At 43.2% G+C, this 14398-nt stretch carries 11 protein-coding genes and 2 pseudogenes; 7 read left to right on the forward strand and 6 right to left on the reverse strand.

What is annotated here, in order from left to right:
* Nucleotides 1-336 (forward strand): annotated as a pseudogene (locus HXY43_RS10175) (chemotaxis protein); the annotation flags it as partial.
* A gap of 217 nt (nucleotides 337-553) precedes the next feature.
* Here the strand turns inward: HXY43_RS10175 and HXY43_RS10180 are convergent.
* The 3 genes from HXY43_RS10180 to HXY43_RS10190 all read right to left on the reverse strand — a co-directional run bounded on the left by HXY43_RS10180 (nucleotide 554) and on the right by HXY43_RS10190 (nucleotide 2609).
* Entirely contained in the window at nucleotides 554-694 is a 141-nt protein-coding gene (locus HXY43_RS10180; protein WP_290882955.1) for a hypothetical protein, read from the reverse strand.
* On the reverse strand, nucleotides 687-1448 hold the full coding sequence (locus HXY43_RS10185) for a M48 family metallopeptidase (RefSeq protein ID WP_290882958.1): 762 nt from the start codon (nucleotides 1446-1448) through the stop codon (nucleotides 687-689). Before HXY43_RS10185 ends, HXY43_RS10180 begins: the two co-directional genes overlap by 8 nt.
* Before the next feature lie 288 nt (nucleotides 1449-1736).
* Complete coding sequence (locus HXY43_RS10190; RefSeq protein WP_290882960.1) at nucleotides 1737-2609, reverse strand: D-alanyl-D-alanine carboxypeptidase family protein; 873 nt, start codon at nucleotides 2607-2609, stop codon at nucleotides 1737-1739.
* Between the two features lie 258 nt (nucleotides 2610-2867).
* Between HXY43_RS10190 and mnmG the strand changes: the two genes are divergently transcribed.
* The 5 genes from mnmG to HXY43_RS10215 all read left to right on the forward strand — a co-directional run bounded on the left by mnmG (nucleotide 2868) and on the right by HXY43_RS10215 (nucleotide 9779).
* A complete protein-coding gene (mnmG, locus tag HXY43_RS10195) occupies nucleotides 2868-4805 on the forward strand; it encodes a tRNA uridine-5-carboxymethylaminomethyl(34) synthesis enzyme MnmG (RefSeq protein WP_290882963.1) in 1938 nt (645 codons plus the stop codon).
* A gap of 228 nt (nucleotides 4806-5033) precedes the next feature.
* On the forward strand, nucleotides 5034-6365 hold the full coding sequence (locus HXY43_RS10200) for a hypothetical protein (protein ID WP_290882965.1): 1332 nt from the start codon (nucleotides 5034-5036) through the stop codon (nucleotides 6363-6365).
* Between the two features lie 292 nt (nucleotides 6366-6657).
* Nucleotides 6658-7086, forward strand: coding sequence for a DUF3110 domain-containing protein (locus HXY43_RS10205; protein ID WP_290882967.1), 429 nt, complete (start codon nucleotides 6658-6660; stop codon nucleotides 7084-7086).
* 167 nt (nucleotides 7087-7253) lie between these two features.
* Complete coding sequence (murQ, locus tag HXY43_RS10210; RefSeq protein WP_290882969.1) at nucleotides 7254-8174, forward strand: N-acetylmuramic acid 6-phosphate etherase; 921 nt, start codon at nucleotides 7254-7256, stop codon at nucleotides 8172-8174.
* A gap of 420 nt (nucleotides 8175-8594) precedes the next feature.
* Nucleotides 8595-9779 carry a response regulator gene (locus HXY43_RS10215; RefSeq protein WP_290882972.1) on the forward strand — a complete coding sequence of 395 codons (1185 nt, stop codon included), beginning with the start codon at nucleotides 8595-8597 and terminating at the stop codon, nucleotides 9777-9779.
* 21 nt (nucleotides 9780-9800) lie between these two features.
* Here HXY43_RS10215 and HXY43_RS10220 read toward each other — a convergent pair whose 3' ends face one another.
* The 3 genes from HXY43_RS10220 to HXY43_RS10230 form a co-directional block, all read right to left on the reverse strand.
* The gene (locus tag HXY43_RS10220) at nucleotides 9801-10172 is read right to left on the reverse strand and encodes a hypothetical protein (protein WP_290882975.1); all 372 of its coding nucleotides are present in this window, start codon (nucleotides 10170-10172) and stop codon (nucleotides 9801-9803) included.
* A gap of 335 nt (nucleotides 10173-10507) precedes the next feature.
* Nucleotides 10508-12115: a bifunctional pantoate--beta-alanine ligase/(d)CMP kinase gene (locus tag HXY43_RS10225; RefSeq protein WP_290882977.1), complete on the reverse strand. Its 1608-nt coding sequence runs from the start codon at nucleotides 12113-12115 to the stop codon at nucleotides 10508-10510.
* 271 nt (nucleotides 12116-12386) lie between these two features.
* Complete coding sequence (locus HXY43_RS10230; protein WP_290882979.1) at nucleotides 12387-13439, reverse strand: septal ring lytic transglycosylase RlpA family protein; 1053 nt, start codon at nucleotides 13437-13439, stop codon at nucleotides 12387-12389.
* 837 nt (nucleotides 13440-14276) lie between these two features.
* Here HXY43_RS10230 and HXY43_RS10235 point away from each other — a divergent pair.
* Nucleotides 14277-14398, forward strand: a pseudogene (locus HXY43_RS10235) (IS630 family transposase); the annotation flags it as partial.

Consider the following 14398-nt stretch of genomic DNA (forward strand, 5'->3'; position numbering starts at 1 on the left):
GCTGAAGTTGACAAAGCAATGGAACTGGGAACTATCCAGGTAGTGGAAGGCTCTCGCATTGTAGAAAATGCCAAAATCTCTCTCAACCAGATTCTGAGTGTTTCTCGCCAAATTGATGAGTTAGTGCAGTCAATTTCTCAGGCGACTGTATCTCAAGTAGAAACATCACAAGCAGTCACTAAGTTAATTGCAGAAATATCTCAAGTGTCAGAAAGTACCAGTAGCTCCTCACGTCAAATTTCTCAGTCATTGCAACAAACAGTCAGAATTTCTCAGGAATTGCAAGCAACTGTGGCGAAGTTCAAAATTAGCGAACAAAATCGGCTGGATGTGTAATGGGAAACTGGCGACTCCTGATTATTGCGGAGGCGATCGCATCTAGCTTGAAAGTAGGGATCGGGGATTTTCCTCTTTGTGTCTTAGTGTCTTAGTGTTTCAATCATTCTTTTTTCACCACCCTCCGGGTTCGCCAGTCCCCCATCTCGGCAGAAGCCAAGACGGGGGCTGGACTCACCAAGACACATAGACACCAAGAAAAATCCATTTTCAAGACTCACACCTTGACAGGGGTAGCAACAGTCCCCAGACAAGCCACCCTTGTTACCAGGTTCAACTTGGTAACGAGAATGAGAGCCTCTGGCTCTCCCAGATGCAACTTTTGAGTTAATCCTACTTCTACAACAAGTCTACTCACCAGCAGCGATTTTCTTTTCTAAAACAGCGATTCGCTCTTTTGCATTTGGGTGAGTACTCAAAAACGTCGGTCTAGAAGAACGATTCACTAATTTCCTTAGAAATGCTGGCATAGCATTCGCATCGTAACCCGCCCGTTGCATATACTGCAATCCTTTAGCATCGGCATCAAATTCAGCGTCACGGCTATTTGGTAAGTCTATAGCTACCTTATAAGCTAAAGCCGCCAAATTGCTTCTATCTAAGCCAGCAAGCGAAGCCGCCCCTTGAGCTAGTTGTGCTTGTTTCAGTTTGTTGATTAAGTCGTCATTACAAATGTGAGCAATTTCATGCGCCAAAACCGATGCCAACTGGTCTTCGTTATCCACTGCTTGTAACAACCCAGTGTGGACATAGACATAGCCACCCGTGGTGGCAAAGGCATTAATGCTTGAGTTTTGAACTACATAAAATTTAAAAGGAGTTTGGGAACAGTCACTAGCTCGAACTAATCGTTGACCTACCTTGTTAACATACGCATTAGTACCGAGCCTGTAATTTCTTCTTACTTGTTGGTGGATGTCGCCACCCAATGCAGCTTTTTGCTTAGTTGAAAGATTAGAAAGTTGGAAATACTGAATTCCAGGAACAATTAAATCCTGAAATGGAATCGCACTTGCTGGCGCGGGAGCAGATAATCCTACACTAGCAGCAGTTCCCAAACCAAGAACTAAAGAAAGGGTTTTACGAAATTTATTAGGAAAACGAGCAATCATGATGACCCAAAATCTTATATCTCAATTGTCAACGCTAATTTAAGCCTGTTTTTAGCTAATTTTTAATTTACTCTTCCATCTGTTTGTTATATTTAACTTTGTGTCCTACCCTGCGGGAAGCCGCTAGCGCGTCTATGTGTACTTTGTGGTTCGTTTAAAAAAAAACCATGTTCACAACTCACATAGAATTGCTATAGTACACTTTATTTTACTTTTATGATAAATAATTCACATACTTAACAGTCCTCTACCTGTAGATTGGAATTTTTCTATACTGCTGAAGTCTGTTTACAAAGGAGTCAGCCAATAGCTAACCCCACTAACCACTTTATTTTTAAACCCAAATTCACTCAATTTCTCTGGTGGATAACCGACATAAGTCCAATGGGGTATATCATTTTCTACTGTCCGAAACCAACCATTTCGATTTAAAGCCTGTTTTTGCACTTCATTTGATACTCTTAAATCAATTGCTATTCCCCAAAGATGTTGTGAACTACCAGGAGGTGCGACTGTACCAAGAATTTTTGTTTCTTCACCCTGTCGTACTCTCGCCAAAGTTTTATCGTTAGCGTATTTTCTCCAAAACCTGACAGTTGTGGTAAAACTACGAGTACAGTCACTATCACCATAACCAGATTTTAAAGGGATTATTACTTGTGCTTTTGCTCTATTTAAAGCATCGGCTGCCGCTTTTTGTAAATAACAGTCGTAGCTATCATTTACTTTAGCCATCGTCAAGGTAGCTTGAAAATCTTGTGTTTCTTGTTCGTTATTCAAAATCACTTTTGTTGGCAGTTTTATTTCTGGGTCTTGATTTACAAAAGCAGCACCATAGGCACGCAATAAAGTATATTCATAAGTACCAGATTGAGGGATAGTTAGTAACTTATCTGTAATCGCTGCCAAAAAACGTAGCTTGCCCGTCAATTTTCGTTCAGAATTAAAATATGTAGTAGAACTCGTGATATTTTTAGGTATATTTGTACATCTTTGAGATGATTGTTTGCGATCGCCTAATGAATCAACAATAACGCAATTATCTGAGTTTTGGTTAGATTGACTCAAGATGTGGTGTCTAGTTCCGCTACTAGTCACTAAGGTAAAAACAATCAAGGCGATAATTGTTAAAAAAATCGTCCTTTTAAAAATTACTTTCATAAAGCAGCACCCTGAAAACAATAGCTATATTTTTATTGCCATTTCAATTGAAAAATATTCAACCGAGAAAACAATGAAATAGCTCAAATAAGCTGAAGTAGACATTTTTTGCTCAATGCCAAACAACAGCTACAAATTATTTTGATGAATAAATAAAAGTTGAAAGTTGATGCACATCTTTATCATATAATCTACGACCATGAAAACATATGTATCGGTTAAAATTGATAGTATCTCTGAGCTTAGTGTTCCTTAATCATGACCATGCACAATTCCGTAGAATTCCAAGACACTTTTGATGTCATCGTCGTCGGTGCAGGTCACTCCGGTTGTGAAGCAGCCCTTGCTACCGCACGCCTCGGTTGTCGTACTCTTTTGTTGACGCTGAACTTGGATAAAATTGCTTGGCAACCCTGCAACCCAGCGGTGGGTGGCCCTGCCAAATCTCAGTTGACCCATGAGGTGGATGCACTGGGCGGAGAAATAGGTAAGATGGCAGACCGTACCTATCTGCAAAAGCGGATTCTCAACTCTTCACGGGGCCCTGCGGTTTGGGCATTACGCGCCCAGACTGACAAGCGGGAATACGCGGCGGTGATGAAAGCTATTGTTGAGAACCAAGACAATTTGATTGTTCGCGAAGGAATGGTTACGGATTTGGTGCTGGGCGCTAACGATGAAATTGTTGGCGTGCAGACTTACTTTGGTGTAGCATTCGAGTGCAAAGCGGTCATCCTCACCACTGGCACATTTTTGGGAGGACGAATCTGGGTTGGTAACAAGTCGATGCCAGCAGGACGTGCTGGTGAATTTGCTGCTGAGGGCTTAACAGAAACACTGCAACGTATGGGCTTTGAAACAAGCCGCTTGAAGACGGGTACTCCCGCACGGGTAGATAAGAGATCCGCAGACTACAGCAAAATGGAACTCCAGCCAGGAGATGCAGACGTCCGCTGGTTTAGCTTCGACCCTGAAGTGTGGGTAGAAAGGGAACAAATGCCCTGCTATATGACCCGAACCACAGCCGAAACTCATCGCCTGATTCGAGAAAATTTGCACCTTTCACCGGTGTATGGCGGCTGGGTAGAAGCCAAAGGGCCGCGTTACTGTCCCAGTATTGAAGATAAGATTGTCCGCTTTGCTGATAAAGAAAGCCACCAAATCTTTATCGAACCGGAAGGCAGGGATATACCGGAACTTTACATTCAAGGTTTTTCGACGGGGTTGCCAGAAAACTTGCAGCTACAAATGTTGCGGAGTCTCCCCGGTTTGGAAAAGTGTATTATGCTGCGTCCGGCCTATGCAGTAGAGTACGATTATTTACCTGCGAACCAGTGTTATCCCACACTGATGACAAAGAAAATAGAAGGGCTGTTCTGTGCAGGACAAATTAACGGTACAACTGGTTACGAAGAAGCCGCAGCCCAAGGCATTGTAGCGGGAATTAACGCGGCGCGGTTTGTACGCGGTCAATCTGCGATCGTTTTCCCGCGTGAGGAAAGTTATATCGGTACGCTGGTTGACGATCTGTGTACGAAAGACTTGCGCGAACCTTATAGAATGCTGACTAGCAGGTCGGAGTATCGCTTAATCTTGCGTTCTGATAATGCCGATCAGCGTTTGACGCCCTTGGGACGAGAAATTGGCTTGATTAGCGATCGCCGTTGGGAGTTATTTACCCGCAAGCAGGCAAATATCGCAGCAGAAAAAGAACGGCTGCACGCCACGCGGGTGAAAGAACATGATGAGATTGGCAAAGCGATCGCCCAAGCTACAGGACAAGCCATCAAAGGTTCGATTACCCTTGCTGACTTATTGCGGCGTCCGGGATTTCATTATGTAGACCTCAATAGGTACGGACTGGGAAATTCCCAGCTTAACCGTGCTGAAACAGAAGGCGCAGAAATTGACATTAAGTACTCTGGTTATCTTGCCAGACAGCAAAATCAAATTGAGCAAATTGCTCGTCAGGCTAACCGTCAGTTACCTGCGGATTTGGATTACGCATCGATTGATACTCTTTCTAAAGAAGCGCGAGAGAAACTCGCTAAGGTAAAACCGCTTACTATCGGTCAAGCAGCACGTATTGGTGGTGTTAACCCAGCCGATGTAAATGCTCTACTGATCTATCTAGAATTGCGTAAAACCAGGACAGAAACTGATTTTTCAGCCTTAATGTCCAACCAAACTTTATGAAGCGGGAGTATAGTAGTAGGGTATATCGGGAATAAGTTAGTATGATTGATGACACCAGTACATACTGAGCATCATTAACCGTTTGCCGATCGCAGTCGAATTTAATACCGAAGAAATCATCAACCCGTCTACCTCAGACGGGACTATAGATTTTTAATCCAAAATCCGCATAAACAGGGGTAACAATTCATCGGTTGCCCCCCGACAAAGCCAAAACTGAAAATCGCTATGTCTCAAGAAGCCAGCACCAATCTCATTATTCCAGATCCATCGGAGGAATTAATCGCCAGCGAACCTTGGACGATAGAAACCTATGCTGATGGCTTTATGGATGACCTGTTTGCCGAGATAGACTCAATTCTGGATGGTGGTACAAATCTACCTTCGCAAACGGTGCAACAAGCATATACTCATCTGCAAACAGTAAGAATGCCGCATATTGTTTTGCCAGACACACCCTTGGGAAACATACAAACAGTGTCGCATTATCGGAACAACCCCAACGCGGTTGTAGTGAATGCTCCTCGTGTCAGCAAAATAGTCAAGAAAGTGCGTCCAAAATCGCGGCACTGGTTTAGCCAAATGCTGAGTATGGGAACAACCTTGGGATTGGCGATCGCTGGCATGGCGTGGATGCTCAACTCTGGTTTGCTCAACCGTCTGGTATCGCAATCTCTCCAGCAAGCTTTGGAAGTACCACAGCCGCAGTTGCAGCCGCAGTTGCCGACAAAAGCAGAAGTAGAGGCAGATTTAGCTAATTATATGCTGGGAGCGCTCGCCGTTATAGACGCTCAAGCCGCAAAACACAATCTCAAAGGTAGCAATGTTGCACTGACACCAGGGTTAACAACTAACCGTACAGCCCTTGCCTATGTGAAGAACGACCAACCTACTGGTAATGCTAATCTACCACCTGTTTTAGCAGCTAACAATACAACTCCCGCCCCTAAGCACTCCACCAGCATGGTAGAGCGAATTTACATTCCTGTTTATCAAGCACCTTTGCCAATGCGCTACGTGCCTCCAGCTGTTGGTGGCATTGCTACAAATTTACCACCACTGCCATCCACTGTTAGCAAAACAGCAGCAAATGCAAATAAACCCGAATCTAATGTAAAATCTTCACACAATACTGTGACTAAACCAAGTAAACCTGCGGATTTGTTTGCAGCCGTGCGATCGCACCTAAAGCCTGTAGAAGTGAAAACAGCGCCAATCGCTGTGCAGCAAGCACCCAAGCCAGCCATACCGTCTCTTCCTACCCTGTTAGCGCCTCCCAAACTACCCACAGCTACAGCACCACAACCAGAGCCAGCGCCACCTAAACAACAAGTGGCATCTGTTTCATCTGCTCCTGCTCCCTCTCATACCCTAGAAGGATTGTTAGAGTTAGGAAACAAATCCGCTGCTTTATTTCAAATCAACGGTGTGAGTCGCCGCGTTGATATTGGTGAAAGCATTGGTGCTAGTGGCTGGACACTAGTAGATGTCGCCAACGGAGAAGCAATCATCCGCCGTAACGGCGAAGTGCGATCGATTATTGCAGGACAGAAATTTTAAATTGTTTGTGCTCATAGCTTCAGAGCTAATGCTAAGTAGCCATTTTTGGCGTTGCTGATTTCATGTATGAAAATGATTTTGCGTTCTGCTAAAACCCCTGTAGAGACGCGAAATTTCGCGTCTCTACATTTGGATTCATACTTTGATTCAGAACGCCCCATTTTTTATATCCCCTAACCTACATAGTTTGACGGTTAGGGGAATTTTAATTGGCTATCTAAACCCTTCTTTCTTTTTTCCTTTGGACACAAGCTAGAACTTTAATTAAAAATAGATCCCAAAGATAGAAAAGATGATTACACCCATGCGTGTTTTTGTATTACTTTTTAATGCCGGCACAGACAATGAGGGAATTCACACAGTCCGAGTGGGCGATCGCAATAAAATTCTGATGTTCGAGTCAGAAGACGATGCTACCCGCTTTGCTTTGATGTTAGAAGCTCAAGATTTTCCCATACCCACAGTCGAGGCGATAGATTCTGAGGAAATCAAAGAATTTTGCCTGAGTGCTGACTATGATTGGGAAATCATCTCCGAAAACAGTGGTTTAGCGGTTCCCCCAGAAATCAATGTGGAAGAAACCGATTGGAAACCAGATGCAGAAATACAGGAGACTGAAGAGGACGCTCTACCTGATAATCAAGAATCACAACAAGAGGAACCGGAATTGTCTGATTCCGAACTAGACAGCATTCGCCGCAGATTAGAAGGATTGTTGTGATGAGTCATTAGTCATTAGTTATTGGTTATTGGTTATTGGTTATTGGTTATTGGTTATTAGTTAGTAGTTAGTGGTGAACAACCAACAACTAACAAACAACCAACAAATGATAAATGACAAAGGACAAATGAGCAAGGACGAAGGAAAATGACAAAGGACAAAGAAAAATGACAAATTTGCAGGAGCGTGGGCATCTTCTTACAGAGCAGGTTAACCCAAATAGCCAGAATTTAGACCAACTCAGTTCTTTAGAATTGGTGGAAATTTTTAATCGCGAAGATGAAAAAGCAGTGGCTGCTGTTGCTGCTGCTAAAATGCAATTGGCTCAAGCAATTGAACGCACAGCAGAGTCTTTGCGCCACGGAGGACGTCTGTTTTATGTCGGTGCGGGAACGAGTGGGAGGTTAGGGGTGTTAGACGCTGCTGAGTGTCCGCCGACTTTTTGTACGCCTCCGGAACTAGTACAGGGAATCATTGCTGGCGGTGCTGGCGCATTAGTACGCAGTTCTGAAGATTTAGAAGACCGTTTCCAAGATGGAGAAGCGGCGATCGCACAACGACAAATAACACAATTAGATGTAGTAGTCGGGATTACCGCTGGCGGTACAACACCTTTTGTTCATGGAGCCATTAATGCTGCCCGTCAACGGGGGGCTACTACTATTTTTATTGCCTGTGTACCTGCCGAACAAGTGAGTGTGGAAGCGGATATTGATATTCGCTTGCTGACAGGGCCAGAGGTACTAGCTGGTTCCACTCGCCTGAAAGCAGGCACAGCAACTAAGCTAGCTTTAAATATCCTTTCTACCGGTGTGATGGTACGCTTGGGCAAAGTCTATGGAAATCGCATGGTAGATGTAGCGGTGACTAATAACAAATTACGCGATCGGGCTTTGCGAATTTTGCAAGACCTCACAAGTTTAAGTCGCGAAGCATCGGGATTATTGCTAGAACGTAGCGGCAACTGGGTAAAGTTGGCGCTGTTAATGCATTGGACTGGTTTAGACAGGGAACAAGGCTTAAAACTGCTCTCAGAATACCAAGGTAATCTGAGAGTAGCAGTTGCCAGTCATAAAAACCCCAGCTAATCATAGAAGTGTGTTGTTAGTTGTTAGTTGTTAGTTGTTAGTTATTCATCACCACTACCCGCTAACTACTAATTACTAACAATTTACCTCACTATATTTTGATAGCTAATTTTGCAGAATACTCTGATTAATCAAACCTAACAAATCCAGGTTTATTGCCACACAAAATCAGGATTTACACTGATTTTTTCCTGGTTATAATAGTATAACATGATATATAAATTCTGGGTGCATCTCCATTTTGGAATATAGCAATCACACTTGGTGATTTAAACATAGCTAGGAATATAGAGTCTGAAGAAGAAGCAGCTATTTAGATAGTTTGCTGGAATTTATTTACACTCCGAAAATATATTTGCTGACTAATTTCTACCTATTCTAGTCCGCAACAGGATGACTTATTAATAAAAGGAAAAAAGTATGAGCCATCCGCAACCGATGGTAGCAGATAAATTAATAAACGAATTTAAAGATTGTACTGAATTACAATACAGTGGCAAGTTACTTATTAAAAGTACCAAGGGATATAAGTGGAATTTTTATTATCAATCAGGACAAATAATTTGGGCAACAGGAGGAACTCATCCCTTCCGGCGCTGGCGTAGACAGATGGCTCAATATTGCCCTGAAATTGACCTTGATAATATGCAGTTGTGCTCTCAAGACGTATCCATAGATTACTGGGATTATCGCCTTCTAGAATATTTGTACGCTCAACAGAAAATTAAGCGCGAACAAATGAATGCTGTTGTGGAAAACACGATCGCAGAATTATTATTTGATCTCGTTCAACAGGCAAATTTTTCTTCGGTAAATAGCGATCGCAACCAAGAAATCATTTTGCCAGCATCAACGAACTTGATGAGCGCCGATAAATTTTTCAAACTCATGGAGGAATCATGGAAAAATTGGTTGGAAGCTGGTTTAGCAAATCTTTCTCCTAACTTAGCACCAACAGTGCACAGAGCAGAACAGCTCCAGCAACAAGTAAGTTCAGGTGTCTACAAAAATTTTGTAACTTTAATCAACGGCAAGTATACTCTACTGGACTTAGCCGTGAAAATGAAGCAGAGTGTGTTGTCAGTTTCCCGTTCTTTGCTTCCCTATATCTTTCAAGGAATTATTGAACTGGTGGAAGTTCCTGACTTACCTTTACGAGTAATTGAAGTTAAGGATAACCATAGCGCCACCAAACCAAAAACACCAACTATTCCGCTGATCGCCTGTGTGAACGATCGCCCTCAGGTGAGCGAAATGCTAGAGGAAATTATTATTCATAATGGGTTGAGACTAATTAAGATCCAAGATGCTGTTCATCCCTTACCAATTTTAATTGAGCATAAGCCAGACCTGATTTTTTTAGATTTGGTTTTACCAGTCGCCAGTGGGTACGAAATTTGCGCTCAGTTAAGACGTATTTCTTTGTTTGCTAATACGCCAATAATTATTTTAACGGACAGCGATCGCTCTTTAGATCGAGTTCGAGCCAAAGTTGTAGGTTCAACAGATTCTATCGCTGCACCCCTATCAGCCGACAAAGTAATGGGTGTAGTACGTAAGTACGTCATTAGTCAAGAGTCATTAGTAAAGACAAAGGACAAATGACTAATGACTAATGACTATTGACTAATCTTCCAGTGATTTAGCTGGTACTTCAACTGCTGTTACATCAATTGTGCCTTCAGGTGTGAAGCGCTGAAAACGACCCTGTTGCACTAACAAAGCCTCTCCACAGTTAGGACACTGCAACTGGGTTTGATTTAAACCTGTAAATTCGTATTCACAGACGGGACAGCGATCGCTAACTAAGTTACGTTGTAGCCACCAACGGAAGCCAAAAAATGCCACAATCGGTGCGAGTAAAAGTAGCCCAAAAATAATCAGCAATGAATTTACTAACCAGCCTAAGCCCAATGAGCCTAGCAACCACACAATTACTATGAGGGTCAGCCAAGGGCGGAGATGATACAGACTTAACTGAAAGGTTCTAAAGCTCATTTGTTAAGTATCGTCTTGCTCTTCCTCTAGGATAGCGAGTTTGTACAAGAGTCTCTAGTACAACAAGGCAAGAAACAGAAGATTATAATGCTTATAAAATCTACATTTTTGTCCATACTCTCACATTCTGGTTATTTCTGCCGTGCTGCTCTCGCTACAAATAAATTAACCATTTGACTCTAAGATTTTGTCAATTCTTAAAATTTCGACAAGTTAAGGTTTACTCAACAAAGAGCGTAGAAACCAAAAATTCAGGATAATAGCTTGAATGGGGGCGCGATCGCCAATATTCTTGATAACTGAGTCGATCGCATTACTTCTAACCCGCTGCTTGCTTAAAATTGAGATAACCGTTGCTGATAATAGTCCGCTATTTTTTCTGTCACTTCAGTTACCGATAGACCATCAGTACTAATTTCAACAGCATCAGGTGCTTTCTTTAAAGGCGAAACTTTGCGAGTGCTATCTTTCCAGTCCCGTTCAGCTATATCTTTCTCTAACTGTTCCAAAGATACTTCGCTTTGACCTTGTTTTTGAAAGTCTTGCAGGCGGCGACGCGCGCGTTCTTTCACAGAGGCGGTTAAAAAGATTTTCACTTCTGCATCGGGGAAAACGTGGGAACCAATATCCCGTCCTTCCGCGACTAAACCACCTTTTTTGCCCCAGCTTTGCTGTTGTTTTACCAGTGCTTGACGCACAGCGCTTTGTGCAGCTATGGCTGAGACTTTCGATGTTACTTCTGTTGAGCGAATTACCTGGGTAACATTATGACCGTTAATCCAAACCTGCACCGGAGATTGTAAATCCTGCCCGGGAGCCAGTTCGATTACACACCTGCTAACTAATTCAGCGATCGCACACTCATCATCAATAGCAATTCCCTCGTGCAGCACCAACCAGGTAACAGCACGGTACATCGCTCCTGTATCCAAATATACTAGACCCAATTTTGCCGCTACTTGGCGGGCAACCGTAGATTTTCCAGCTCCGGCGGGTCCATCAATGGCGATGATTGGTTGGCGATCGCGCAGAATCGTGTTGTCAATTAAACGTGTAGAACCAAGACGAGCAGCGATCGCGAGCATTCCTTCCTCCTGAACTGTTTTTAAAGGTATTAACGTAGTCGGTTCAACCAATTCAATATATTCCACAGATACAGAACTGACCATTGCTATTTCTTGCTGCACTATTGCTATTAGCTTGCTCGTATTGCGTTCTCCGGCGCGAAAAGCTGCTTGAGCTTGCCGCAAACCGCGATACAACACTGCTGCTTGCTGCTTTTCTGTAGCAGTCAAATATTTGTTGCGAGAACTCATGGCTAAACCAGATGGTTCCCGCACAGTTGGGCAAGCAACAATCTCAATCGAGAAATTCAAATCAGCTACTAGCCGTCTGATAATTGCCAGTTGCTGACCATCTTTTTGACCAAAATAGGCTCGGTCAGGCTGTACCAAGTTGAAAAGCTTGGTCACGATCGTAGCCACTCCTTGAAAGTGACCTGGTCGAGAACGACCACACAAGCCTGAGATCGTAGCAGATGGTGGGATGACTTGTGTAACTTTTGAGTCTTGTATATTCTTCAGGTCAACTCCCATCTCTTCCGGAGTTGGTACAAAAATCGCATCTACTCCAGCTTGTTCGCACAGTTGTCGGTCTTGATCTAAGGTGCGGGGATAACGATGATAATCCTCGTTCGGGCCAAATTGCAGAGGATTGACGAAAATACTGACAATTACCGTAGCATTTTCTTGTCGCGCCCGTTGAATCAAGCTTAAATGACCCTGATGTAAGGCTCCCATTGTGGGAACAAGACCGACTGCTGTCAAGGATATGCCAGTTACTTCAAATTCTGATGGCCGCTCTTGCTCCAAAAGCATGTTTTCTGACGAGCGGCGTTTAGCTAAGTAGCAGCTTAGAGCTGCAATTGTTGTCAACAGGCGCACAAAAATACCCCTAGTCTTTCCTTTGCTCTCCCCGTTAGTTTATATCTGAAAAGGAGGCAAGAGAGTAGTGACTGGGGTAATGGGGAATCGGGTTGGGGAAATCGGGGAGTGGGAGAGTGGGCATCGGGCATTGGGCATTGGAAATAACCAACCAATGTACGGGCGGGTTTTGATAGATCTTTTGTGATTGAAGCCTATAAATTTGTGGCTAAACCCGCCCCTACTAACCACTAACCACCAACCACTAACCACCAACCACTAACCAATATCTTTACCTTCCCAGGACTTCTATTTTCACTGGTGCTATGCCGCTACCCATCATTCCCAGAATTCGTGCTGCACCTGTGGAAAGGTCAATAACTCGACCGCGAATGAATGGGCCTCTGTCATTAATTCGTACAACAACGGAACGGCCATTGCGGGTGTTGGTGACACGTACTCGTGTACCAAAGGGCAAGCTGCGATGGGCCGCTGTCATTCCTTCTGGATTAAACCTCTCACCAGCCGCGGTACGATTGCCGGAAAAATCATAGCCGTAGTAAGAAGCTACTCCCTTGATGGTGTCTCGCACTCGCCCAGCAATCTGCTGCGGCAACTTTGGTAGTGAGGCTGACGAACGTACTGGTAAGTTAGCTATTTCGTTTAGGGGAGATGCGTTGCCTATAAGTCTGCGTAGGCGGTTGGTTGCCTGTAACGCGTCTTGTGCCGGATCGTTAGTTGTATCCGCTAGCCGCGTGTCATCATTGATTTCGACAAGTTCTTCGCTATTGACTTTGATGATGAAGCGATCGCCAGACTTTTGCTGACCAGCTATGCTTTTGTTCTGGTCTTGATTGGAGGTTGTAGATGCGCCTCCTGCTTTCCAACTCACAATAATCTTGCTGGCGTCTACTTTATCCAAGGCTAGCTGGTTGATCTTTGCTGCTACTTTGCTAGCCCTTTGAACTGGATCGTCTTTAGCAAAGCTACCCTGATTGGCCTGATTAGCGCTTGTCTTGCCCGCACTGTCAATTTCACCAACTTTAGTTTCTTCGCTGGTAACTGACTTCTGACCCAAAAAGCTGAGAACAGGGATATCGCGCAGATAGAGCGTTGCCGCTGGACGTCCTGTCACTTCATGTGTTTGAATCTTTGCGATCGCAGCAGCATTAGAGGCAGGGTTCGCTGTTGGGGATTGGTATTCTCCTACTTTAACTACATCAGCTGAAGATGCAGATAGAGAAGTTGGAGCAGTTTTCTTAGTTGTTTCTGCACGTCCAACTAAGGGCATCCCCAAAACTGTGCTACACACAGCGACAACAGTCCACAAATGTTTTTGATTCATGCGTCCGATTATTAAAGCAACTGTAGAACAGAGATTTGGTGATTTTGTAGGTGTTGCACTGCTGAGAGTGGCTTCCCGCAACAATCGAACTCGTTCCGCTTTCACTTTTTGCTAATAACTGCAACAGACTAACATGAACCTCTGAATTTGGGGATCAGGGTTTTAGCGTAAGTATTGGTAGCATTATCTAAATCAAATTAGAATTTCAAGTCCAAAACCGTTCTAAAAAGCGGATTTTGGCTTGGTAACACTTTTTTTGATTGTTTAGAAATTTTATTATGAAAACCTAACAAGATTTGGTATTTAAATCGATCAAATGGCATATGTGCTTGCCTAAAAAGCTCATTGATGTTATTGAGTTTCCAACAAAGTTGATTTAACCATAAAAATACTTAAAAGAAGTAAATATACTTAAAGTATTAATTTGAAGATTAAACTTTATTTTAAGTTATATTTATAACACTTTTTCAGTGTCAGCTGCCAATTGCCAATTTCCAAGAGTAATAGGGTATTGCTTAGCTCAAGCTAGCATACAAGATAAATATTTCAACTATTTAGATATTAATAATCTTTTTCACAATGTGGTATTTGCAATAAGTACTCCGATACACTTACCTGAAGTGATGTTGAAAAATTAAGTGAAATAAGTTACATATATTGGCAACAAAGAAGCTTGAGACGAGCTTTTGTTGAAGGAAGCATTTTTTACAATAAAATAAGAACCAATTATGTCGCGGTTTAACCAAATTTGCTGGCACTGTGCGAGTACTTTGTAACCACGGCTAAGAAGCACAATATCTTACCCAAGGTAGTTGAGAAAGCGTAACTTTTCACACTCGGCGAGTTTGGGTAGCCCGTGGGCAGCAGCCAATAGCGAATGTACATTGGCGCTATCAATGGCTATGGTTGTATGGTTTTGTACATCCACAAACTGGGGAAACTTATTTTTGGATTCTGCC

Origin of the sequence: Fischerella sp. (genome assembly GCF_013388695.1) — a bacterium.
GTDB lineage: Bacteria > Cyanobacteriota > Cyanobacteriia > Cyanobacteriales > Nostocaceae > PCC9605.